The sequence below is a fragment of the Pannonibacter carbonis genome, assembly GCF_003012935.1.
Lineage (GTDB): Bacteria > Pseudomonadota > Alphaproteobacteria > Rhizobiales > Stappiaceae > Pannonibacter > Pannonibacter carbonis.
This window is the reverse complement of record NZ_PUDR01000002.1, coordinates 251,083-273,568: the sequence shown is the minus strand read 5'-3', so window position 1 is coordinate 273,568 and position 22,486 is coordinate 251,083. Positions and strand designations below refer to the sequence as shown.

Annotated in this window: 18 protein-coding genes; 6 read left to right on the top strand and 12 right to left on the bottom strand. The window is 62.1% G+C overall.

Annotation, left to right across the window (positions count from 1 at the left end; genetic code table 11):
- Positions 1-7: 7 nt before the first annotated feature.
- The 5 genes from C8348_RS03435 to hmgA form a co-directional block, all read right to left on the bottom strand.
- On the bottom strand, positions 8-1,618 hold the full coding sequence (locus tag C8348_RS03435) for an FAD-dependent oxidoreductase (RefSeq protein ID WP_106751864.1): 1,611 nt from the start codon (positions 1,616-1,618) through the stop codon (positions 8-10).
- Positions 1,619-1,742: 124 nt separating this feature from the next.
- Entirely contained in the window at positions 1,743-2,693 is a 951-nt protein-coding gene (locus C8348_RS03430) for an MBL fold metallo-hydrolase (protein WP_106751863.1), read from the bottom strand.
- 155 nt (positions 2,694-2,848) lie between these two features.
- Positions 2,849-3,364: a hypothetical protein gene (locus C8348_RS03425; protein WP_106751862.1), complete on the bottom strand. Its 516-nt coding sequence runs from the start codon at positions 3,362-3,364 to the stop codon at positions 2,849-2,851.
- Positions 3,357-4,367 (bottom strand): fumarylacetoacetate hydrolase family protein, encoded by a 1,011-nt coding sequence (locus C8348_RS03420; RefSeq protein WP_106751861.1) that lies wholly within the window; start codon positions 4,365-4,367, stop codon positions 3,357-3,359. The genes C8348_RS03425 and C8348_RS03420 overlap by 8 nt, the downstream gene beginning before the upstream one ends.
- Before the next feature lie 132 nt (positions 4,368-4,499).
- The gene (hmgA, locus tag C8348_RS03415; protein WP_106751860.1) at positions 4,500-5,816 is read right to left on the bottom strand and encodes a homogentisate 1,2-dioxygenase; all 1,317 of its coding nucleotides are present in this window, start codon (positions 5,814-5,816) and stop codon (positions 4,500-4,502) included.
- A 161-nt stretch (positions 5,817-5,977) separates the two neighbouring features.
- On the opposite strand from hmgA, the gene C8348_RS03410 reads away from it, so the two are divergent.
- Together C8348_RS03410 and C8348_RS03405 are read left to right on the top strand one after the other, a co-directional pair.
- Positions 5,978-6,232, top strand: coding sequence for a hypothetical protein (locus C8348_RS03410; RefSeq protein WP_106751859.1), 255 nt, complete (start codon positions 5,978-5,980; stop codon positions 6,230-6,232).
- Positions 6,233-6,408: 176 nt separating this feature from the next.
- Positions 6,409-8,442, top strand: a complete 2,034-nt coding sequence (locus C8348_RS03405; protein ID WP_106751858.1) for a methyl-accepting chemotaxis protein — start codon at positions 6,409-6,411, stop codon at positions 8,440-8,442.
- A gap of 58 nt (positions 8,443-8,500) precedes the next feature.
- Here the strand turns inward: C8348_RS03405 and C8348_RS03400 are convergent, their stop codons facing one another.
- Positions 8,501-9,988, bottom strand: coding sequence for a helicase HerA domain-containing protein (locus C8348_RS03400; protein ID WP_106751857.1), 1,488 nt, complete (start codon positions 9,986-9,988; stop codon positions 8,501-8,503).
- A 325-nt stretch (positions 9,989-10,313) separates the two neighbouring features.
- On the opposite strand from C8348_RS03400, the gene trhA reads away from it, so the two are divergent.
- On the top strand, positions 10,314-10,964 hold the full coding sequence (trhA, locus tag C8348_RS03395) for a PAQR family membrane homeostasis protein TrhA (RefSeq protein WP_106751856.1): 651 nt from the start codon (positions 10,314-10,316) through the stop codon (positions 10,962-10,964).
- Between the two features lie 260 nt (positions 10,965-11,224).
- Here the strand turns inward: trhA and C8348_RS03390 are convergent, their stop codons facing one another.
- Positions 11,225-12,004: a L,D-transpeptidase gene (locus C8348_RS03390; RefSeq protein WP_106751855.1), complete on the bottom strand. Its 780-nt coding sequence runs from the start codon at positions 12,002-12,004 to the stop codon at positions 11,225-11,227.
- A gap of 269 nt (positions 12,005-12,273) precedes the next feature.
- Between C8348_RS03390 and C8348_RS03385 the strand changes: the two genes are divergently transcribed.
- Positions 12,274-13,344: a dipeptidase gene (locus C8348_RS03385; RefSeq protein ID WP_106752039.1), complete on the top strand. Its 1,071-nt coding sequence runs from the start codon at positions 12,274-12,276 to the stop codon at positions 13,342-13,344.
- A 223-nt stretch (positions 13,345-13,567) separates the two neighbouring features.
- Positions 13,568-14,335, top strand: a complete 768-nt coding sequence (locus C8348_RS03380; protein WP_106751854.1) for a GntR family transcriptional regulator — start codon at positions 13,568-13,570, stop codon at positions 14,333-14,335.
- Positions 14,336-14,444: 109 nt separating this feature from the next.
- On the opposite strand, the gene C8348_RS03375 is transcribed toward C8348_RS03380, so the two are convergent.
- The 4 genes from C8348_RS03375 to C8348_RS03360 all read right to left on the bottom strand — a co-directional run bounded on the left by C8348_RS03375 (position 14,445) and on the right by C8348_RS03360 (position 19,880).
- Positions 14,445-16,055, bottom strand: coding sequence for an ABC transporter ATP-binding protein (locus C8348_RS03375; RefSeq protein ID WP_106752038.1), 1,611 nt, complete (start codon positions 16,053-16,055; stop codon positions 14,445-14,447).
- Between the two features lie 11 nt (positions 16,056-16,066).
- Positions 16,067-17,194 (bottom strand): ABC transporter permease subunit, encoded by a 1,128-nt coding sequence (locus C8348_RS03370; protein ID WP_106751853.1) that lies wholly within the window; start codon positions 17,192-17,194, stop codon positions 16,067-16,069.
- Positions 17,195-17,206: 12 nt separating this feature from the next.
- On the bottom strand, positions 17,207-18,130 hold the full coding sequence (gene oppB / locus C8348_RS03365) for an oligopeptide ABC transporter permease OppB (RefSeq protein WP_106751852.1): 924 nt from the start codon (positions 18,128-18,130) through the stop codon (positions 17,207-17,209).
- A gap of 163 nt (positions 18,131-18,293) precedes the next feature.
- Positions 18,294-19,880 carry a peptide ABC transporter substrate-binding protein gene (locus C8348_RS03360; protein ID WP_106751851.1) on the bottom strand — a complete coding sequence of 529 codons (1,587 nt, stop codon included), beginning with the start codon at positions 19,878-19,880 and terminating at the stop codon, positions 18,294-18,296.
- Positions 19,881-20,275: 395 nt separating this feature from the next.
- Here C8348_RS03360 and C8348_RS03355 point away from each other — a divergent pair, with 395 nt between their 5' ends.
- The gene (locus tag C8348_RS03355) at positions 20,276-22,087 is read left to right on the top strand and encodes an ABC-F family ATP-binding cassette domain-containing protein (RefSeq protein WP_106751850.1); all 1,812 of its coding nucleotides are present in this window, start codon (positions 20,276-20,278) and stop codon (positions 22,085-22,087) included.
- A 37-nt stretch (positions 22,088-22,124) separates the two neighbouring features.
- On the opposite strand, the gene C8348_RS03350 is transcribed toward C8348_RS03355, so the two are convergent.
- Positions 22,125-22,424, bottom strand: a complete 300-nt coding sequence (locus C8348_RS03350) for a hypothetical protein (RefSeq protein WP_106751849.1) — start codon at positions 22,422-22,424, stop codon at positions 22,125-22,127.
- Between the last annotated feature and the right edge of the window lie 62 nt (positions 22,425-22,486).

The following is a 22,486-nucleotide window of genomic DNA, read 5'->3' as shown; positions in this document are numbered from 1 at the left end:
CTTCGCTTCAGTGGCGCGCCAACGCGGTTGCCAGTGCCTTGCGCACAGCCGCTTCATCAAAGGATGTCCAGCGGGCAGCAACATGCTGGTCCGGACGCATCAGATAGACGGCAGCATCGGCGGAACCGAGGTAACGGGCGGACAGGGCACCGCTCGGGTCGGCAGCGGTTTCAAGAGACAGGCCCTCGACCAGGATGCCGTCGACATCCGATTGCGCCGGAACGGGACTGTTGATCCCGACAAGCTGGAAGCGATTTCCCAGCCTGTCCAGCAGCCACCCATCCCCGAGCGGGGCGTCGGCAGCCGGCGAGCCCGGCCTTGTGCGTGCCGGCAGGCCGGAGGCATCGGGGCCATTGAGCGGCGAGCCGTCATAGGTGCAGGGCACGGACAGGCGACCGGAGTTGACGAAGGGCCGGGCAAACTCGAATTTCTCGGAGAGATCAAGCACCGCATTGCGGAAGATCCGGCTGATGTCCGACTTCGGCGTAATGAAGTCGGTCGAGCGCGAGGAGTTCAGAATGTTCTCGTCGGCCCCGTAGATGCGCTCGTCGTCATAGCTGTCGAGCAGCGCGTCTCCCGCCTTGCCATCGATGACCAGCTTGAGCTTCCAGACGAGATTGTCGGAATCCTGCAGGCCCGAGTTCGCCCCGCGGGCGCCGAAGGGCGAGACCTGGTGCGCGCTGTCACCGGCAAACAGGACCCGGCCATGACGGAATTTTTCCATTCGGCGGCACTGGAAGGTGTAGATCGACACCCACTCCAGCTCGAACTCGACGTCCTCACCGAGCATCGCCTTGAGACGCGGGATGACCCGCTCCGGCTGCTTTTCGGCTTCCTTGTCGATGTTCCAGCCAAGTTGCAGGTCAATGCGCCAGACATCATCCGGCTGCTTGTGCAAGAGCGCAGACTGGTTGCGATTGAACGGCGGATCGAACCAGAACCAGCGTTCGGTCGGGAAGTCCGCCGTCATCTTGACGTCGGCGATGAGGAAGTTGTCCTCGAAGATGCGACCGACGAAATCGAGGCCCATCATGCGGCGTACGGGCGAATTGGCGCCGTCGCAGGCAATCAGCCAGTCTGCCTCGATCCTGTAAGGACCATCCGCAGTGTCGATGGTCAGGCCGACATGGTCAGCGCGAGGATCGATGGACACGACCTTGTTGCCGCCACGGATCTCGATTGCCTTGCCTTCAGCCTGCAGGGCACGGACGCGCTCGACCAGATAGAGCTCGAAATAGTACTGCTGCAGGTTGATGAAAGCCGGGCGCTTGTGGCCATCCTCCGGCAGGAGATTGAAGCCATAGACCTGGCGTTCGTCAAAGAACACCTTGCCGAGGTTCCACAGGACGCCCTTGTCGACCATCGGCTGGCCACAGCCCAGACGGTCGAGGATTTCCAGCGGACGTTTTGCAAAGCAGATGGCGCGGGAGCCGAAGCTCACCTTGTCATTGTCGTCGACCACCAGGACAGGCACGTCCTGCTGGGCAAGGTCAATCGCCGCCGCCAGTCCCACGGGACCTGCGCCAATGATCACCACCGTGTGCCGGACCGGCTGGGCCGCATCCTGATCGCTGCTGCGCGCGTAGGGATAAAGCGGCGTTTCGAAGATCTTCGTCATCTCTCCTCCTGATGAACGATGAATTAGTTACATTTGCAACCATTTGCGCGCAAGTACGGGTGATCCCGTATCCGGCCGCCTGCAAAAAGGGCCGCACGGAACTTGTCCCGGCGGCCCTGATTCCTCAGCCCTGCAGCTTGGCCCACATCTCGCGGTCGCGTTCGGCGGTCCAAATGCGCGGTGTGTCGATGCCGCGCGCTTCGTCATAGGCGCGGGCGACGTTGAACGGCAGGCAGTGCTCGTAGATGGCAAAGTCCTTGAACTTCGGATCGCACTCGGCGCGCACCGCGTCCCAGGCTTCCTTGAGGCTGCCGCCGCGCGCCACGACGCGGGCGACCGGGCGATAGGTGCTTTCGACGAAGTCACGGGTGCTGGCAATCGCCGCCTCGACCATGTCATGGCCGATCAGGGCATCACCCCGGCCCGGCGCGATGGCGCGCGGATCGAAGGAGCGGATCATGTCGAGCGTGTCGCCCCAGTCGTTGAAGTGACCGTCGCCGCAGTAACAGGCCGAGTGATACTCAACAATGTCACCGGTGAACATGACCTCCTCGTCCGGCACCCAGGCCACGATGTCCCCGGCCGTATGCGCCCGGCCCAGATGCATCAGGTCGACGCGGCGCTTGCCGAGATAGACGGTCATGCGCTCGGAGAAGGTCGTGGTCGGATAGGTCAGGCCCGGGATGGACTCGTGCCCCTGGAACAGGCGCGGGAAGCGGCCGAACTCGCTGTCCCAGTCTTCCTGGCCACGTTCCTCGACCATGCCGCGAGCGGCATCGCCCATGATGATGGTGGGCGCATTATAGGCGGACGCACCGAGGACGCGCACGGCGTGATAGTGCGTCAGGACCAGATGCGAGATCGGCTTGTCGGTGACTTCACGGACCTTCTCGATCACCTTGTTGGCGAGCCGCGGCGTGGCCTGCGCCTCGATGATCATGACACTGTCATCGCCGATGATGACGCCGGAGTTGGGATCCCCCTCAGCCGTAAAGGCCCACAGGTCGCGGCCAATCTCCGTGAAGGAGATCTTCTTTTCGGCCATGTCGCCGGCGGATGCGAATTGCTTGGACATCACGGTCCTCCCTCATTTTCCGATCGCCTGCATTCGCAGGCCACTTGGCTGGCACGGCTGCACGGCTGGATGAGGCACGGCAGCAGAAAGTCGTTCACACCAGAGACTGGTGTGCTTCAGTCCGCACAGGGTGCGGCGGTAATGTCCCCTGCCCCTTACTGGGCCGCGAGTGCGTCCAGCTCAGACTTGATCGACAAGGCGCTGCCATCCATCATCGTGATGATGTCATCGATGACCGGCTTGCCGCCTTCGGTGATCACCTTGAAGCGGGTTTCCGTGAAGGCCTGGTATTCCTGGTCGTTGCCAAAGCAGGTCAGGTTCTGGAACTTCGCCAGCACCTCGGTCGCCCCGCCCTTGGCAGGGCCCGGAGTGATGGTGATGTTCCGCAATGCGCAGCCGTCCTGGCCATTGACGATGACGTCGTAGCTGAAGGGCGAACCGGACTCCTTGGCATATTCCGTGTTGGCCGCCTTGCGGTAGCGCTCGACGAAGTCCTTGCTGAAGAGCCGGACAAGCCGGTCTTCCGCAAAAACATCCTGGAATTCGCTCGCTCCCTCCTGCCAGTTGGCCTCCGTTGCGCTCATCACTTCGCGCACCGGAACCAGGGCATCGGCAGCAAGCGCCGCCGTGGGCAGGAGCAGTCCAAGGGCAATCAAACCAGCCTTAAGCATGTCTCTCGATCCGTTGTTCGATGGCACCGAACACGGAATGGCCGTCACGATCCAGCATCTCGATGCGCACGGTGTCGCCGAACTGCAGGAAGGGGGTCTTGGGGGCGCCATCACGGATAGTCTCAATCATGCGGATTTCCGCAATGCAAGAGTATCCGACGCCGCCCTCGGCAACCGGCTTGCCGGCGCCGCCGTCCAGCTTGTTGGAAACCGTGCCCGAACCAATGATCGAGCCGGCTGTCAGGGGCCGGGTCTTGGCCGCGTGGGCGACGAGGGCCGGGAAGTCGAAGGTCATGTCGATCCCGGCATTCGCCCGGCCGAACGGCTTGCCATTGACGTCAACGCGCAGCGGCAGATGCACCTTGCCGCCGTCCCAGGCCTCGCCCAGTTCTTCCGGCGTGACCGCAACCGGCGAGAAGGCCGATGAGGGCTTGGACTGGAAGAAGCCGAAGCCCTTGGCCAGTTCCGCCGGGATCAGGCCACGCAGCGAGACATCGTTGACCAGCATGATGAGCCGGATAGCGGCACGGGCCTGATCGACACTCGCGCCCATCGGCACGTCATCGACGATCACCGCAACCTCGCCTTCCATGTCGATGCCATAGGCCTCGTCTGCCATCACGACCGGATCGCGTGGGCTGAGGAAACTGTCAGAGCCGCCCTGATACATCAGCGGATCGGTCCAGAAGCTCTCGGGCAGTTCGGCGCCACGCGCCTTGCGCACCAGTTCCACGTGATTGACATAGGCCGAACCATCCGCCCACTGATAGGCGCGCGGCAGCGGCGAATGGGCGTTGTGCTCGTGAAACCGCATGGACGGCACGGCATCGTGCTCGAGGCTTTCGGCAAGAACCGCAAGCTTCGGCGCGACCGCTGCCCAGTTGTCCAGCGCCGCCTGCAGGGTCGGGGCAATATGGGCCGCCTCCGTGCAGCGAGTCAGGCTCTTGTTCACAACCACCAGCCTGCCGTCGCGGCTGCCGTCCTTGAGCGTGGCGAGTTTCATGGATTCTCCCTGGGTCTTGTCTTTGTCAGACCCGGCAAGCCCACGCTCGCCGGATCACCGGACACAGGTTCAAGGCTAGCGCCTCCTGTAGCCGGCCGTCACCGTCAATTTATGCCCGTTTTGAAACGGACGTCATTTCACGCCGGGCGTGCCGTCAAACTTCTTTTCAAGACCATCCCAGCAGTCGACATAGTCGTCCTGCAAAGGCGCTTCCTTGGCGGCAAACTGCGTCAGGTGCTGCGGGAAGCGGGTCTCGAACATGAAGGACATGGTCTCGTCCAGCTTCTGCGGCTTGAGTTCCATGTTCGAGGCATGCTCGAAGGCATCACGGTCGGGCCCATGCGGCAGCATCATGTTGTGCAGGCTCATGCCACCGGGAACAAAGCCCTGGGGCTTGGCATCATACTGGCCATAGATGTTGCCCATCAGCTCCGACATGATGTTGCGGTGGTACCACGGCGGACGGAAGGTGTTCTCGGCCACCATCCAGCGCTCGCGGAACAGCACGAAGTCGATATTGGCCGTGCCCGGTACGCCCGACGGCGCGGTCAGCACCGTGAAGATCGACGGGTCGGGATGGTCGAACAGGATCGCGCCGACCGGGCAATAGGTGCGCAGGTCGTATTTGACAGGTGCGTAATTGCCATGCCAGGCGACCACGTCGAGCGGCGAGTGGCCAATGTCACAGGTGTGGAACTGGCCGCACCATTTCACAGTCACCGTCGAGGGCACCTCGCGGTCCTCGTACCAGGCGACGGGCGTCTTGAAGTCGCGGCGGTTGGCCATACAGTTGGCGCCGATCGGGCCACGGCCCGGAAGCTCGAACTTCTGGCCGTAGTTCTCGCAGACGAAGCCGCGCGCCGGACCTTCCAGCACCTCGACGCGGTAGATGAGACCGCGCGGAATGACAGCAATTTCCTTCGGCTCCAGGTCGATCACGCCCAATTCGGTGCAGAACCGCAGCTTGCCTTCCTGCGGCACCACCAGCAGTTCGCTGTCGGCAGAGAAGAAATAGGCATCCTGCATCGACTTGGTGACGAGATAGACGTGGCTCGCCATGCCGACCTGGGTGTTCACGTCGCCGGCCGTCGTCATGGTGCGCATGCCGGTGATCCAGGTCAGGTCCTCGCCGGTGTGCGGCACCGGGTCCCAACGGTACTGGCCGAGCGACACGACATCCGGGTCGACGTTGGGCGCCGACTTCCAGTACGGCATGTCGATCTTGCGGAAGCGGCCGGTGTGTTTCACCGAGGGGCGGATGCGATAGCACCAGGTGCGTTCATTCTGGTGGCTCGGAGCGGTGAATGCCGTGCCCGACAGTTGCTCGCCGTAGAGGCCGTAATTGCACTTCTGCGGGCTGTTCATGCCCTGCGGCAGCGCGCCGGGCAGCGCCTCGGTCTCGAAGTCATTGCCGAAGCCCGGCATGTACTGAAGTTCATTCACGCCCATGATCGTGTCCCCTCCATGGCCGATTGATTGGTTACGTATGTAACCATTTGAACACCTACGCGCAAGTGCTTACCGGCAATTCACGTGCCGCGACACAGCCTCTTGATAGAAGGACGACTCTCAGATATAGAACAAAACGAGAACTTCATGAGGCAGAAGCCATGCAGCCGAACGAGATCAGCGTCACCCGTTTCGAGGTCGAAGACATTGCACGCTATTTGCGTGCAACACTCAACCAGGCCAACCGCATCCGCTCCAACGCGCCCGCCGGCAGCTATCTGGACAGCGTGCTCAGCCGAACCATCGAGGGACTGGAACTTGAGCTGGCTCAGCTTCGCTTTCTGCTGGCTGACCCCGAGTTTCCATCAGCTGCCAAGGAAGATCAACGCATTACGCGGATGCGGCGCGCCAACTGAAAGTGCTCAAGACGCCCGATCACACGCCTTCCGAAGCGACCGGCTCCATAACCGGCTAAAATAACGACAGATTTGCTCCTGTTGACATAGATCAAATCGAGGGTGTGGTAAGGTTTACTTTACAACAACGACCTAACTATGAGGAAAATGTCCCGCTCTCTCCCCGGAGTGAATTCATGTCCCTGCGCAATCGAATCTTCCTGTCAGCGAGTGCAATCTTTCTGGTTGGATTCATCGTTCTCCTCACGGTCGTATCCATGATGATGCGCAATGCGGCAGAGGAAGCCGGCCGCAAGCAGGTCGCGGACGTCACGCTCGCGATTGCCACCGAGGTCAGCAAGACCGTGGCGGAAGCCCAGCTTACCGCCCGTGCTGCAGCCGATGCGCTGGAGGGGCTGGTCCAGTCCGGCATCACCGACCGCAACGCCTATGGTGCGGTGATGCAGCAGCTGACGTCGCAGAACAAGCAGTTCGTCGGGGCTGGCGCGGTCCTCGAACCGGATGTCGGTGGCCTGGATGCCGACAACAAGGGCACCGGGTTCAATGACCCGAATGGCCGCTTCATCCCCTATTTCTATCACAAGGGCAGCAGCGTCGCCTTTGATCCGCTGATGTTCGGCGGCGATAGCGGTTCCGAGGAATGGTACGACAAGCCGAAGCAGCTGAAGCGCGATACGGTCACCGAACCCTATCTCTATCCGGTGGATGGCGTTGACGTGCTGATGGCCACCGCCTCTTCCCCGATCCTTGATGCCAGCGGCAAGGCTGTCGGCGGAACCACAGTCGACGTGTCACTCGCGGTGCTGCAGAAGCAGATTTCGGCCAGCGATCCTTACGAGACAGGCTACCTCGGCCTGCTCAGCGGCAGTGGCATCTGGGTCTCGCATCCCGATACAAGCCTTTTGGGCAAGACCGCCGACGCTTCGCTCGTCAACCGGCTGAAGGGTGTCACCGGCGACCTCAACCTCTCGACCAATGGTGGCATGATCGAAGCCATGCGCCCGGTCCAGCTCGTCAACACGGACCAGAAGTGGTTCGTCGTCTTGACGGTTGCCGAAAGCGAGCTGACCGCCGTTGCCGACCGCACCCGCAACATCGCCATGCTGATTGCGGCGGTGATTGTCGCCCTCGGCACCGGCCTGATGTGGTTGCTCGGAAACACCATCGCTGGACCGATCCTGCAACTGACCGGGCGGATGCGCCAGCTTGCCGCCGGCGATGTCACCACCGCCGTGACCCATACCGAACGCAAGGATGAGATCGGCCAGATGGCCGGCGCCCTCGGCGTGTTCGTCGAAAACGCAATCGAACGCCAGAAACTGCAGGGCGAAAGCGAGCAGGCACAGCTGGCCCGTCTGGAGCGGCAGAAGACCATCGAGAAGATGATCTCGACATTCGAGGCCGATGTGCAGCAGGCACTGAGCCAGGTTGCCGGCAACACCGAGCGCATGGAACGCACCGCAGGCTCGCTCAATGCCATCGCCCAGGCGACCTCCGGCAAAGTGTCCTCGGTCGCCTCCTCCTCCGAGACGACGCAGATCAGCGTGCAGACCGTGGCCTCGGCTGCCGAGGAACTGTCGGCCTCCATCGCCGAGATCAGCCGCCAGGTCGACCAGACCAAGGGCGTCGTCAGCGTCGCCACCCGGGCAGCTGCAACCTCGAACGAACGCGTTGGCAGCCTCGATACGGCCGCGCAGAAGATCGGCGAAGTCGTCAGCCTCATCCAGGCCATCGCCGAGCAGACCAACCTTCTGGCGCTCAATGCCACCATCGAAGCGGCCCGTGCCGGTGAAGCCGGCCGCGGGTTTGCGGTGGTTGCTGCGGAAGTGAAGGAACTGGCCAACCAGACGGCCAAGGCGACGGAGGAAATTTCCAACCAGATCGGCGGCATCCAGACCTCCACCCGCGAGGCCGTGACGTCGATCCAGGAAATCGCCTCCACCATGAACGAGGTCAACCAGTTCACCGCCACCATTGCCGATGCGATCTCGCAGCAGGGCGAGGCGACGCGGGAGATCACCTACAACGTCCAGAAGGCAGCGTCTTGCACCACCGACATGAGCGAAAATGTCGGCAACGTCATGCAGTCGGCGCAGGAGACCAGCCAGTCGGCCGGTGATGTCCTGCACGTCTCGCAGGATGTGTCGCGCCAGGCGCAAACCTTGCAGTCGACCATCGCGACCTTCCTGTCACAGGTTCGCGCGGCCTGACATTCACCTCAATTGAATGCAGAAGGGCGCCCTTGTGGCGCCCTTTTCGTATCTCAGGTCAGGCAGCGGCTTCCGCGTCGCCCGGCGCCGTCTGCCAGCCAAGATCGCTCAAGGTGACGATCCGGTTGCCGCGCATGTCGGTCGCGCAGACGAGAAAACCGCGTTCCTCCATATGGGCCAGTAGCCAGCGGGCGCGGCCGGGCGACCTTGTGCCATAGGCTTTGGCGATCTCGGCATTGGGCGGGCACGGCGCCTTGGCAAGCGCCGCCTTGGCCAGCAGCAAGTAGACACCGCGCATGTCTTCGGGAAGTTCGGCCGCGATCAGAGCCGCCCGCTCCCAGTCGCCAGTGTCCACCTCCCCCGCATCGACACCGGCGCGGGCAACGGAGAGCTTCTCGCGGAAATAGGCCAGATCCGGGACACCGCCCGGCACCTTGGCGATGCGGCAACGCACCTGGAAATCCTGGTACAGCGTCGCCACCGGCAGGAACGCGGCATCCTGCTCGGCGAGGATCGCGGTCATGATGTCCTCGACGGCCGCCTCCCGCGCCGCCAGATCGATCGGCGGCTCGTCCGGCTGGGCGGGCGCGCTGTTGCGTGCGGCCTCATGACGCCCGGCTGCCGACAACTGGCTCAGGATCTCCGCCGTGGACACCGGCTCCGGCGCGCGGGTCCTGATGCGGATCGCTTCGTCTGCGGTCGGGGTGAAGATGAGATCCTTGGCGTCCTCGGCCGGCTGCTCCGGCAGCGGGGTGAGCTTCGGTCCGCCGCCGCGCCCCATGGTCTCTACCGGACCGATCTTCACCGGGACCGGACGGCGGGACATGGCCGGGCCAAGCGCCACGAAGTGCCCCCGATCCAGATTGCGGAATGCCTCCGCCTGTCGGCGTTCCATGCCGAGGAGGTCTGCGGCCCGGGCCATGTCAATGTCGAGGAACGTGCGGCCCATCAAGAAATTGGACGCTTCAGCCGCCACATTCTTGGCCAACTTTGCCAGACGTTGCGTGGCGATAATGCCGGCAAGACCGCGCTTGCGGCCACGGCACATCAGATTCGTCATGGCCGTCAGCGAGCGGCGGCGGGCTTCTTCGGAGACCTCTCCGGCAGCGGCCGGCGCAAACAGCTGCGCCTCGTCCACAACGACCAGCATCGGATACCATTGATCCCGATCGGCATCAAACAGCCCATCGAGGAAGGTCGCCGCAGCCTTCATCTGCCGGTCAGCGTCGAGCCCCTCAAGATTGAGAATGACCGACACACGGTGCTGACGCACGCGGGCGGCAATCATCTGCAGATCGCGCTCGGTGCCGACGGCATCGACCACCACATGGCCGAACTTGTCAGCCAGACTGACAAAATCCCCCTCCGGGTCGATGATGGCCTGCTGCACCCAGCCGGCGGACTGCTCCAGCAGACGGCGCAGCAGATGCGACTTTCCGGAGCCGGAATTGCCCTGAACCAGCAACCGGGTCGCCAGAAGCTCCTCAAGATCCATCAGGGCCCGGGCGCCGCCCGTCATTTCGCCGATATCGATGCTGACCGTCATTCCATGTCCCGTAACCGGTGCCCTGCCCGTCTCCTGTAGTGCGGGAAACGGCCCGGGGCAACGGGTGTCGCACGCCGGAATACCACGGTGCGAACAGTCCCGCGATTCGGGAGCAAGGTCAAAACCCCATGGCCGCCGTGAGCCTGACCCTTGAGTGTTTCACCACAGGAAAGGCGGCTTTTCCACCGCATGCCCGTTGCCATGCGACGAGGAGACAAGCACATTCGCCCTGCGCCTTTACGATCCCTCCGAATTGTCATGTGAAGCAAGGTTGCCTTACCGGTTACGTCAACGGTAATCTGCGGCCAAATTCAGGGGAGCCCGCATGCGCGCGCAGACAAAAGCCGAATATATCGCAGACAGCACAGTTCACATCATCGGCATTGCGCTTGGACTGGCGGCCACCATCATCCTGCTGTCGCTGGTGATACCCGATGCAGGCGCCGGCCGCATCGCCAGCATTTCCGTCTACACGGCCTGTCTGATGGCCATGCTCATCTGCTCCGCGCTTTACAACATGCTGGCCAAGAACAACCACGCCAGCCTGTTCCGGCGCCTGGACCATGCGGCGATCTTCCTGATGATCGCAGGCACTTATACGCCCTTTGCCGCGATGGTGATTGGCGGCTGGCCTGGCGCAATCGTGCTCGCCATAGTCTGGGCCGGCGCACTCGCGGGGGCGACCCTCAAGCTGATCCAGTTGAAACGCTTCGACAAGTTCACCGTACCGATCTGCCTCGCACTTGGCTGGGTAATCGTCTTTGCCTACCAGCCGCTGATCGAGAACGCCTCACCGGCCGGGTTCTGGCTGCTTGTGGCCGGCGGCGCGCTCTATTCGGCCGGCACAGCGTTTTACGCCTGGAAGTCCCTGCCGTTCCAGAACGCCATCTGGCACGTCTTCGTCCTTGCCGCCGCGGTCTGCCATTTCGCAGCAATCCTAACCGACGTTGCGCTCACGCCTGTGATTGGCGCCTGAACTGGCCGTGTTGTTCTCCTGAAATCAAAAAGGCCCTGCAATGCAGGGCCTGAGCTTGATGACAAACCTCTACCTCACCGAAGTCATCCCGGCCAAGCGTAGAGCCGAGCCGGGACCGGAGAGTCGAGGCCCCTATGTTTCAATGAGGTAACCTCGGAGAGACTTTGGCTCTCCGGTCCCGGATCTTCGCTTCGCTGCGTCCGGGATGACCATTGAGGGTTTGTCAGCAGTCTGGGCCTTTCATCAAACGATAACGCCAATCAATTCGGGATCGTCAGCACCGGATCCTGCGGCCTCGGCGGGGCCTTCGGGATCGAGCCGTCCGGGCCGATGACGAAGACATGGGTCTTCATCGGGACGCGCTGGTACAGATCGATGACGTCCTGATGCCACATGCGGATACAACCGCTTGAAACGCTGCGGCCGATGCTGTCCGGTTCATATGTGCCATGGATCCGGTACAGGGTGTCGACATTGCCCTGCCAGAGATAAAGCGCACGCGCACCCAGCGGGTTCTTCGGCCCGCCTTCCATCGGCTCCTTGTCGTATTTCTTCAGTTCCGGACGGCGCGCGATCATTTCCTTCGGCGGGAACCAGCGCGGCCATTCTTGCTTCATCCGGATCACGGCAACCCCGGCCCAGGCAAAGCCGGCCTTGCCGACGCCGATGCCGTAACGCAGCGCCTTGTCACGGCCAAGCGTCCAGTAGAGGAAGTGGTGGTGCGGATCGACGATGATCGAGCCGGGATCCAGATCATTGGGATAATGCACGACCTGTCGCCAGAACTTGCGATCGAAGTTCTGGTACTTGATCGCGGGGATCTCAAACTCGCCATCCTTCCGGCCGGCATAGGCCAGGGCGTAGTCGAACGTCTGATCTGGCAACGGCGGCTGGCCAGGCAGGCCGACTGTGGTTGGAAGGCCGACGGACTGGCATCCCGCGAGCGCGCTGGCCAGCAACAGGGATGCACCGCCCAGAAAGCCCCGTCGGCTCAGGCCCAGGTCTGCAATCGGAGTCTCATCTGCATGATCAACTGCCATTCAGGTCACCTTCAGAAATTCAGGAGGCAAGCAATAATGCCCCTTTTGCGCCGTGACCGGAGCAAAAGGCAATGGGGCATCGGCTTTGCCCGATCAAAACCGCGCGAGAGAAGCGGATCCGTCACATTTGTGCTGCACTTCGCCCCGAAAGCACCCGTCCGTCGCATCGGCGAAGACTTGCCAGCCCCATACCACCGGTGTCTTATAAGATGGCGGCAATCGTGAGTTTCCGCCCCTGCCCTGTCCATACCCTGCCGAAAGACTGCTTCGTGAGTGATTCGCCGATCTCGCAGCCGCTCGTTCCCGTGTTCGATGGCCACAACGATACTTTGCTGAAGCTGGAAATGCGTGAGCAGGGCGGCCGAGCCCGTTCGTTTTTCGACGAGAGCACAGAGGACCACATTGACCTGTCCCGGGCCCGCAAAGGCGGATTTGCCGGGGGACTGTTTGCAATGTTCGTCCCCTCGGTTCGATCCCAAGCTGAAATCCGGGCCATACCCAATTCGGACCCACGACATTTTGGGCGCCTGTCCCAGCCAGATGCACTCGACTACACCCTGCGCATGATGGCGCGCGCCTTCCGGCTCGAACAGCAAGCCCCGGAGGCCATCCGGATATGCCGCAGTTCCAGGGATATCAGGGACGCAATGGCCGCAGGGCAGCTGGTGATGGTGCTGCACATCGAGGGCGCCGAGGCGATTGACCCGGACTTTGTTGCACTGGATGTACTCCATGCGGCCGGACTGAGGTCAATCGGACCTGTCTGGAGCCGGCGCAACATCTTCAGCGACGGGGTCCCGATGGCGTTTCCCTCGTCCCCTGATACCGGCGACGGCCTGACCGATCTTGGCCGCGACCTGGTGCGCCGCTGCAATCGCATGGGCCTGCTGATCGACCTGTCGCATATCACCGAAAAGGGGTTCTGGGACGTGGCAAGGCTCAGCGAACGACCGCTGATCGCCTCGCATTCCAACGCCCATGCCATCTGCCCGACCGCCCGCAACCTCACAGACCGGCAGCTCGACGCCATCGCAGAAAGCAAGGGGCTTGTCGGCATCAATTTCCACGTCGCCTTCCTGCGCGAGGACGGACGGCACGATGCCGATACAGCGCTGGAGACCATCATCCGCCACGCGGACCATCTGATCAGCCGGCTTGGCGAAGATCATGTCGGGCTCGGATCTGACTTTGATGGCTGTGTCGTCCCGCGCGCGATTGGCGATGTCGGCGGCTTGCCCGCGCTGATGGAGGCCTTCCGGAAGGCCGGCTATGGCGAAGACCTGATTGCCCGCATCGCCTGGCGCAACTGGCTGGGTGTGATCGAGAGCTCCGGCCTGTAGATCAGGGCTCAACTCGCGAAGATGTTATCGCCTTCCTCCCGCCAAATGCGGTAGCAGGATGCCGGATCTGTCTATAGTAGGGTCCGTTTATTTTTGTTGTTTGATTTGTAATTCGCAAACGTACTGCCTGAAGGGGATGGGACAAGTTGGTCCAGATATCAGCGCGCCCTCGCGTGCACTGCCATTTAATAGTCTCGCCAGATGTGGCTGACCGGGGGGGAGCATGAGCGAAGTGGCATCCTCCATCGTCCTGACCACGCTGCACGCACTTCATGCCGCTGAAGGCGGTCGCAAGAGCAACCACGTCTATTGCGACCTGAAGCGCAAGATGGTGCTTGGCGAGTTGACCGGTGCAAGCATCCTGACCGAGCAGGCGATCGCGCAGGATTACTCCTGCGCGCAAGGCACCGTGCGCGAAGCCTTGCTGCGCCTCGAACAGGATGGTCTCGTTGACCGCAAGGGCTATCACGGCACCTATGTGACCCAGTTGTCGGAGGCAGAAGCCGAGGCGTTTGTGCGGTTGCGGCTGGAGCTGGAATGCACCGCGATCGAACGGGCAGCCCTTCGCCTTGATCCCGAGGTGCGCCAGTTCCTGACCCAGTCAGCCGCAGAGTACAGGGCTGTCCAGGCAACGGGTGATCTTTATAACCTTGTGCTGCTGGACCGGGCCTTTCACCTGCGCCTGTTCGAGCAGGCGGACATGCCGAACCTGATGCCCCTGCTCAGCCGCGTTCTCCTGCAACTGCATCGCTACACGATTTCGAAGCGGCAGGGGCCAGAACTCTGGCGCGAATTGCGGCCGGACCCGCACCGGCTCGTCATCGAGGCGCTTGAGGGTGGCGATCCCGCTCTGTGCCGTCAGCGGATGCGGGAACATATCATGAGCAACATCCAGGCTTTCGCGCCGGCGATCTATCAGAAAGTGTTTGGCAACGCACAATCCGAGGATCTGGCGCAATTGCCGCCCGGGTCCACCGTTGCCCCATCCTGAAGCAAGGCAGGCAGCCTGAAAGGCAGCACAGCGGATCTCATACAGAAAACGGGACGATCACCGGATCGCCCCGTCTTTTGCGTCTTGTGCCTTCGCATAGACAATCAGATCAGGCAGCCAGCGTTTCCAGCATCGCGGCGGCAATCAGCTTGCGCGTGTAGTCCTCACGCGGCGCCTCGAAAATTGCCTCCGTCGGCCCTGCTTCCACGACCTTGCCATGCTGCATCACCATGACCGTGTCGGCCATCGCGCGCACGACAGCAAGATCATGGCTGATGAACAGATAGGTCAGGCCATGGGCGGCCTGCAGGTCGCGCAGCAGCGTGACGATTTGCTTCTGGATCGTGCGATCAAGCGCTGAGGTCGGCTCGTCCAGAACCATCAGCTCCGGCTTCAGCACCATGGCGCGGGCAATGGCGATGCGCTGGCGCTGGCCGCCCGAGAACTCGTGCGGATAGCGGTTGCGCATGGCCGGATCCAGCGACACCTCTTCCAGCGCCTGGCAGGCACGGCGGTCCCGCTCGGCCCAGTCGAGCGAAGGCTCGTGCACCAGAAGACCCTCGGTGATGATCTGGCCTACGGTCATGCGCGGGCTGAGAGATCCGAACGGGTCCTGGAACACCAGCTGCATGTGCTTGCGCAGGCCGCGCAGCTCCGAGCGGCTCTTGCCGCTGATCTGCTGGCCCTTGAACATCACGCGGCCCTCTGCGGGCAGAAGGCCCAGCAGCGCACGGCCAAGCGTCGACTTGCCCGAGCCGCTTTCACCCACGATGCCGAGCGTCTGGCCTTCGCGCAGGACCAGGGACACATCATTGACGGCCGTCAGGATGAAGGGCTTGGTCAACAGCCCGCCACCCAGCGCAAACTCGACGCGCACCTTCTGGCCCTCGATCACCGCCGGGCGGCTGTCGGCAACGGCGGGCTTGTGCCCTTCCGGCTCTGCGTCGAGCAGCATCTTGGTATAGGGGTGGGAAGGCGCGGCAAAAATCTTGGCCGTTTCCCCCTCTTCCACCACCTCGCCCTGGCGCATCACATACACACGGTCGGCAATGCGCCGGACGATGCCGAGGTCATGGGTGATGAACACGACCGACATGCCCAGCCGCTTTTGCAGGTCGGCCAGCAGTTCCAGGATCTGGGCCTGCGTGGTCACGTCCAGCGCGGTTGTCGGCTCGTCGGCAATGAGGACATCCGGGTTGTTCGACAACGCCATGGCGATCATGACGCGCTGACGCTGGCCGCCGGAAAGTTCATACGGATAAGACTTCAGCTTGCGCTCCGGCTCGGGGATGTTGACGAGTTTCAGCAGTTCGAGCGCCCGCTCCTTCGCCGCCGCCCAGCTCAGGCCGCCATGTTCCACCATGGGTTCGGCGAGTTGCCGGCCGATGGTGTAGAGCGGATCCAGCGAGGTCATCGGCTCCTGGAAGATCATGGTGATCTTCTTGCCGCGGATGGTGTTGAGGCGGGAAATCGGCAAGCCGAGAATGTTCTCCCCGCCATAGACGACCTTCCCGGCGGTCTTGCCATTGGAGGCCAGCAGGCCCATGGCAGCCATCATGGTCTGGCTCTTGCCGGAGCCGCTTTCGCCCACGATGGCGACGGTTTCGCCAGCATCGACGTGAATATTGACACCGCGCACCGCATTGACGGCGCCGGAGTTGGTGGTGAAATCGACCTTCAGGTCCTCGATCTTCAGGACCGTTTCGCGTGTGGTGGTCATGTCCATGTCCCTCAGCGGTCCTTCGGATCAAGAGCGTCGCGCAGCCCGTCGCCGATGAAGTTCAGCGCGAACAGTGTCGACGTCAGGAAAATCGACGGAAACACGAGCATCCAGACCGAGCCTTGCAGGTTGCGCGCGCCTTCGGAAATCAGCACGCCCCAGCTCGTCATCGGCTCCTGAACACCAAGGCCCAGGAAGGACAGGAAGCTCTCCAGCAGGATCACCTTCGGCACCAGGAGCGTCATGTAGACGACGACCGGACCCAGCGTGTTCGGGATAACATGCCGGCGCAGGATACCACCATTCGACACGCCCATGGCCTCGGCCGCCTGCACATATTCCTGCCGCTTGATGGTCAGCGTCTGGCCTCGCACAATCCGGGCCATGTCGAGCCATTCGACAGCGCCGACCGCGATGAACATCAGCACGAAATTCCGACCGAAGAACACCACCAGCATGATGACGAAGAAGATGAAGGGCAGCGAGTAGAGCACGTCGACGACTCGCATCATCACCTGGTCGATCCGTCCGCCGAGATAGCCCGAGGCAGCGCCATAGACCACACCGATCGAAATCGCGACGAAGGTGGCGAGCAAGCCGATGGTCAGCGACACGCGACCGGCGATGAACGTGCGGGTCATCAGGTCACGGCCATTGGCGTCCGTGCCGAAATAGAAATGCAGATGGCGAATGTCGGCCTTGATGACGGCCGAGGTCTTGTCGTCAGCAAAGTCCTCGAACCTTGCATTCTTGAACAGGTCACTGCGATCGACATATTGCACCGAGCGCGGATCGATCTCGCGGCTCGACGAGACGCGGACCGAGACCGTGTTGCCCTCCTGCAGGAAACCTTCGGTCTCGAGGCGCGCCCTCCTCAATGCCGACAGAAAAGCCGGCTCGACCTGTTCCGGCAGCGGATAGGCCGTCAGGCTCGCCGGAACCTTGACATAGTCCCGGTACACCTGGTCATAGCCATGCGGCGACAACCAGGGGCCAATAATAGAGATCAGGGTAATCAGCGTCAGCACGATCATGCTGGCAACAGCCGCGCGGTTCTTCAGCAGGCGATCACGGGCATCGTCCCAGAGGGAACGCCCCTTGACCGGCAGCGGAACGGCTTCCACGGAGGAGACACTCATCACGCTTTCTCCTCAATCAAAGCGAACGCGCGGATCAAGGACTGCATAGAGCAGGTCCACGATCAGGTTGAACAGGATGACGAAACAGGCAACGACCACGACCGTGCCCATCACAAGGGTGTAGTCGCGGTTGAGGGCCCCTTGCACGAAATAGCGCCCGATCCCGGGGATACCAAAAATCGTCTCGACCACCACAGACCCGGTCAGCAGTGCCGCAGCAGCTGGCCCGAGATAGGAGACGACCGGCAGGATCGCCCCGCGCAGCGCGTGGACGACAATCACCGTCCAGGACGACAGGCCATAGGCGCGAGCCGTGCGCACATGGTTGGAGCGCAGGGCTTCGATCATCGACCCACGGGTCAGGCGCGCCACGACGGCAATCTGCGGCAAGGCCAGGGTGACGACGGGCAGGATCGTGTTCACGATCGCCCCGCCATTCCAGCCACCAACCGGCAGCCAGCCGAGCCAGACGCCAAGGATCAACGTCAGCACCGGGGCCACCACGAAGTTCGGCACCGTCACGCCGAGGGTTGCCGCTGCCATTACCGCATAGTCGGTGCCATGGTTCTGGCGCAGCGCGGCCACGACACCCAGAACACCGCCGACGACCAGCGCAAGCGCCAGGGCCGTCAGGCCGAGCTGGATGGAGATCGGCAGGCTGGCTGCGAACAACTCGTTGATCGAGAAGTCGCGGAAATAGAAGCTCGGGCCAAAATCGAGCTGGGCAACGCTCTTCAGGTAGATCAGGTACTGCTGCCAGAGCGGCTCATCGAGATGATAGATCCGGTTGAGGTTCTCCATCACCTTGGCTTCCAGTGGCCGCTCCAGATCGAACGGCCCCCCCGGCGCAATTCGGATCAGGAAAAAGGAAATGGTGACGATCAGGAACAGCGTCGGGATAGCCCCGAGCAGCCTTTCCAGCACGTAGCGCGACATGGCCCTGCCCTTGTGATTTTCTTGTTCAGCTCAAAGCTTAGCTGCGAACTGATCCCGTCCTGTCGGCAAGATCAGTGCACGCGGCATCCACAGCCTGTGCATTTGATGTCCGCAGAAAAGCCGACCGCGCATTGAAAAGCGCGGCCGGCTCCTGACGAGTGCCTTATTCCGAAATGCTCATGAAGCGGGTCGGATGTACGTCCTGCAGGTTGGTTTCGAAGCCCTTGAGCTTCGGGGACACCAGGTTCTTGGATGCGTAGTACAGCATCGGGATGAACGGCAGGTCGTCCATGAAGATGGTCTCGGCCTGCTTCAGGATCTCGGCACGCTTCTCGAGGTCGGTCGTTGCGGCCGCCTCATCCATCAGCTTGTCGTAGTCCGGGTTGTTGTAGTTTGCGTAGTTGAAGCCGTCATTGTCGGATTCAACGAGGAACAGGAAGTTCTGCGGGTCGGAGTAATCCCCGATCCAGCCGGCACGGGCGAGATCGAAGGCTCCCTTGTCACGCAGATGCGCATAGTGGGTCTTCAGGTCCGTGTTGAGCAGCGTCACTTCGACACCGAGCGGCTTCCACATGTCAGCCAGGGCAACCGACGTGTTCTTGTGGTTTTCCGAGGTGTTGTAGCGGATTTCGATCTTCAGCGGCTTGTCCGGGCCGTAGCCGGCAGCCTTCAGCAACTCGGCGGCCTTTTCCTCGCGGTCGATCTGCGACATGTCCTTGTAGGACGCAAATGCCGGCTCACCGTAGTTGTTGATGCCCGGGGGCACCAGCGAGTAGGCCGACACCATGGTGCCACCCCAGATTTCCTCGGCAAGGAAGTCACGGTCAACGGCCATCGAGAGCGCCTGACGCACTTCCTTCTTGGCCAAGGATTCGTTCTTCATGTTGACGGCGAAATAATAGGTGCCGAGATATGGGGCAACCTTGAACTGGTCGCCCAGTTCCTTGCGGATGAAGGCGACCTGTTCGGTCGGGATATCATCGTTGGAGTGAAGTTCACCGGCCTGGAAACGGCGCAGCGCAGCGCCGCGATCTTCGGTCGGGTGGAACATCACCGTGTCGATCTTGACGTTGGCAGCGTCATGGAAATTCGGGTTCTTCACCGCCTTGATGTGGGAGTTCGGAACGAACTCCTTCAGGACGAAGGGGCCGTTGCTGACGAAAAACTCCGGCTTGACGAAGTCGGTGCCGTGTTTCTGCACGGTCGCCGGATGCACCGGCAGTCCTGTCTGGTGGGCCAGAAGGTCGACGAAGTACGGCGTCGGAGCCTTCAGGGTGATCTCCAGGGTGAGGTCGTCGACGGCCTTCACGCCCAGCTCTTCCGGCTTGGCGGTGCCCTTGTTAACTTCCTCGGCGTTGAGGATCGGGTAGAGGATGTTGGCGTATTTAGCGCCAGTCTCCGGGTTCATGATGCGCTGGAGCGAGAACACGAAGTCGCCGGCAACGACCGGGTCACCGTTCGACCACTTGGCGTTCTGGCGCAGTTTGAAGGTGAGGGTCTTGCCGTCTTCAGACGTGGTCCAGCTTTCCGCAACGCCGGGGATAATCTCGCCAGCGGCGGAATAGGCAACGAGACCTTCGTAAAGGTCACGCAGGACGTGGGCCTCGACAACCGTCGAAGTCTTGTGCTGATCCAGGGTCTCGGGATCACCAGAGTTGCCGCGGTGGTAGACCACCTCGGCCATGGCGCTCATCGACGTGGCGGCCATAAGGGCCGTCGCCAGAATAGACATCCGGGCTGATTTAAACATGTTTGTCTCCCCTCTTCGCAATGAAGGCTACCTGTTCCGGTAGGGTGCCGACGATTCCACGCGTCGGATTGGAGATCAACCGTGCCGCAACGGCGCTTTCCGCGTTCTGCATTGAATAAGCGAATTTCATCCGGTTAACAGTTCATTCAGGAAATTATATTCACCCCACCGCACCCTTGAACAACCATCTTTCAATCTGGATTTGCAGACTTCCCCTTTGGGCAACAAGGAGTCTTGCGTTGTCCACAGCGGGTGGAGCGCGGCGCGATCACACAAAAAAGAAAAAACAATCCTGTCGTATCCGGCGAGCCCCTTGCAACCGGGGCCAAGATGGCGTTCCTCTCGCCACAATACGGCGGCGCTACCCGCCTTTCGCCTCCAAGTTCCGGAAATCCATGGCTCCTCCGCTTCTGATCCTGCGTGACATTCACCTGACCTTCGGCTCGACCCCGCTCCTGACCGGAGCAGACCTCAGCGTATCAGAGGGCGACCGGCTCTGCCTCGTCGGCCGCAACGGATCCGGCAAGTCGACTTTGCTGAAGATTGCTGCGGGATTGATCGAGGCCGATCAGGGCGAGTTCTTCCTGCAGCCCGGCCGCACCCTGCGCTACCTGCCGCAGGAGCCTGACCTGTCGGCCTATGCCACCATTCTGGACTATGTGAACGACGGCCTGGCGCCCGGCGATGATCCCTATCGCGCGCCCTATCTGCTGGAGGTTCTCGGCCTCACCGGCAAGGAGGATCCGCGCAGCCTGTCCGGTGGCGAAGCGCGCCGCGCGGCGCTGGCCCGGGCGCTGGCCCCCGAGCCGGACATCCTGCTGCTGGACGAGCCGACGAACCATCTCGACCTACCGGCCATCGAATGGCTGGAAAGCGAGTTGAAGGGACTGAAGTCAGCCATCGTGCTGATCTCGCATGACCGGCGATTCCTGGAGAATCTCTCCCGTGCCACCATCTGGGTCGACCGCGGCACCACCCGCCGCATGGACCGGGGTTTCGAGCATTTCGAGGCCTGGCGGGACGAGGTGTTCGAGCAGGAGGAACGCGACCAGCAGAAACTCGCGCAGCAGATCAAGCGCGAGGAGCACTGGATGCGTTATGGCGTCACCGCCCGGCGCAAGCGCAACATGCGCCGCGTGCGCGAGCTTGCCGATCTGCGCGACAAGGCCCGCAACCACCGTGGCCCGCAAGGCTCGGCCAAACTGGCCGTGACCGAAGGTGAAACCTCGGGCAAGCTGGTGGTCGAGGCCAAGTCCGCCTCCAAGACCTATGGCGAGCGGACCATCGTCGCCAACTTCTCGACCCGCATCCAGCGCGGCGACCGTGTCGGCTTCATCGGTGCCAATGGCGCGGGCAAGACAACACTGCTGAAGATGCTGACCGGTGAACTCGCCCCCGATACCGGCAGCATCCGGTTGGGCACCAACCTGCAGATGGTGACGCTCGACCAGAAGCGCGAGAAGCTCAATCCGGACGAAACGCTGTCGAACGTCCTCACCGGCGGGCGCGGCGACACCGTGGTGCTCGGCACCGAGACCAAGCACGTGATCGCCTACATGAAGGACTTCCTGTTCGCTCCCGAACAGGCAAGAACCCCCGTCGGCGTGCTCTCCGGCGGCGAGCGGGCCCGTGCGATGCTGGCCCGCGCGCTGGCCAGCCCGTCCAACATCATGGTGCTTGACGAACCGACCAACGACCTTGATCTCGAAACGCTGGACCTGCTGCAGGAATTGCTCGGCGACTACGACGGCACGGTTCTGCTCGTCAGCCATGACCGCGACTTCCTCGACCGGGTGGCCACATCGGTCATCGTGTCGGAGGGGGAAGGCAAGTGGCAGGAATATGCGGGCGGCTATTCCGACATGGTGGCCCAGCGCGGCGAGGGCGTCACGGCCCGCAAGGTGGCCGAGAAGCAGCAGGCCAAGGCTGCCAAGGCTTCGGCTCCAGCAGCGCAAAAACCTGCCGCCAAGACAAAGCTGTCCTTCAGCCAGTTACACCTGCTGAAAACCCTGCCAGGCACCATCGAAGCCCTGACGAAGAAGCTGGAAAAGCTCCAGACCGAAATGGCCGACCCTGCGCTCTACACCAAAAACCCGGACCGCTTCGCCAAACTGTCAGCCGAGATCACCAAGCTGACCGGCGAAAAGGACGCAGCCGAAGAACAGTGGCTGGAACTGGAGATGCTGAAGGAAGAAGCCGAGGGGTGACAGTCCGGCATTTGACGGGCTTGGCACGATTGCTGGCTTAGGAGTTCGGCGAAGCAAATCCGGCAACCGCTTCGTCTATGCGGGATGACAAGGTCATCAACTGGCCTTCGATGGTCGTCTCGAGGTGTGCGAGCCGACCGCTGAGCTCCGCCTTGAGCATGAGCTCGATGTCATCGCGAGTCTCGCTCACTCGCCGTTCAATCCGGCGGCTGTATTCAACGGTCTGCACCGCAAGCGAGCGTATATCGGACACGTCTTTGCGCAACAGGCGCAGTTCGTCAAGCAATTGCTGTTGCTGGCGCAGTACAAACTCAAGGTCGATCGTGCTTTGGGACATTGCCTGCCTCCTGCACTGAAGGATGCAGAAGCGTGCGTCGATTGGCAAATGCCAATCGACCT

Bases quoted from the DNA above. Each gene is read 5' to 3' on its own strand.
- C8348_RS03435 (WP_106751864.1), bottom strand. From the start codon at position 1,618: ATGACGAAGATCTTCGAAACGCCGCTTTATCCCTACGCGCGCAGCAGC.
- C8348_RS03430 (WP_106751863.1), bottom strand. From the start codon at position 2,693: ATGTCCAAGCAATTCGCATCCGCCGGCGACATGGCCGAAAAGAAGATC.
- C8348_RS03425 (WP_106751862.1), bottom strand. From the start codon at position 3,364: ATGCTTAAGGCTGGTTTGATTGCCCTTGGACTGCTCCTGCCCACGGCG.
- C8348_RS03420 (WP_106751861.1), bottom strand. From the start codon at position 4,367: ATGAAACTCGCCACGCTCAAGGACGGCAGCCGCGACGGCAGGCTGGTG.
- hmgA (WP_106751860.1), bottom strand. From the start codon at position 5,816: ATGGGCGTGAATGAACTTCAGTACATGCCGGGCTTCGGCAATGACTTC.
- C8348_RS03410 (WP_106751859.1), top strand. From the start codon at position 5,978: ATGCAGCCGAACGAGATCAGCGTCACCCGTTTCGAGGTCGAAGACATT.
- C8348_RS03405 (WP_106751858.1), top strand. From the start codon at position 6,409: ATGTCCCTGCGCAATCGAATCTTCCTGTCAGCGAGTGCAATCTTTCTG.
- C8348_RS03400 (WP_106751857.1), bottom strand. From the start codon at position 9,988: ATGACGGTCAGCATCGATATCGGCGAAATGACGGGCGGCGCCCGGGCC.
- trhA (WP_106751856.1), top strand. From the start codon at position 10,314: ATGCGCGCGCAGACAAAAGCCGAATATATCGCAGACAGCACAGTTCAC.
- C8348_RS03390 (WP_106751855.1), bottom strand. From the start codon at position 12,004: ATGGCAGTTGATCATGCAGATGAGACTCCGATTGCAGACCTGGGCCTG.
- C8348_RS03380 (WP_106751854.1), top strand. From the start codon at position 13,568: ATGAGCGAAGTGGCATCCTCCATCGTCCTGACCACGCTGCACGCACTT.
- C8348_RS03375 (WP_106752038.1), bottom strand. From the start codon at position 16,055: ATGACCACCACACGCGAAACGGTCCTGAAGATCGAGGACCTGAAGGTC.
- C8348_RS03370 (WP_106751853.1), bottom strand. From the start codon at position 17,194: ATGAGTGTCTCCTCCGTGGAAGCCGTTCCGCTGCCGGTCAAGGGGCGT.
- oppB (WP_106751852.1), bottom strand. From the start codon at position 18,130: ATGTCGCGCTACGTGCTGGAAAGGCTGCTCGGGGCTATCCCGACGCTG.
- C8348_RS03360 (WP_106751851.1), bottom strand. From the start codon at position 19,880: ATGTTTAAATCAGCCCGGATGTCTATTCTGGCGACGGCCCTTATGGCC.
- C8348_RS03355 (WP_106751850.1), top strand. From the start codon at position 20,276: ATGGCTCCTCCGCTTCTGATCCTGCGTGACATTCACCTGACCTTCGGC.
- C8348_RS03350 (WP_106751849.1), bottom strand. From the start codon at position 22,424: ATGTCCCAAAGCACGATCGACCTTGAGTTTGTACTGCGCCAGCAACAG.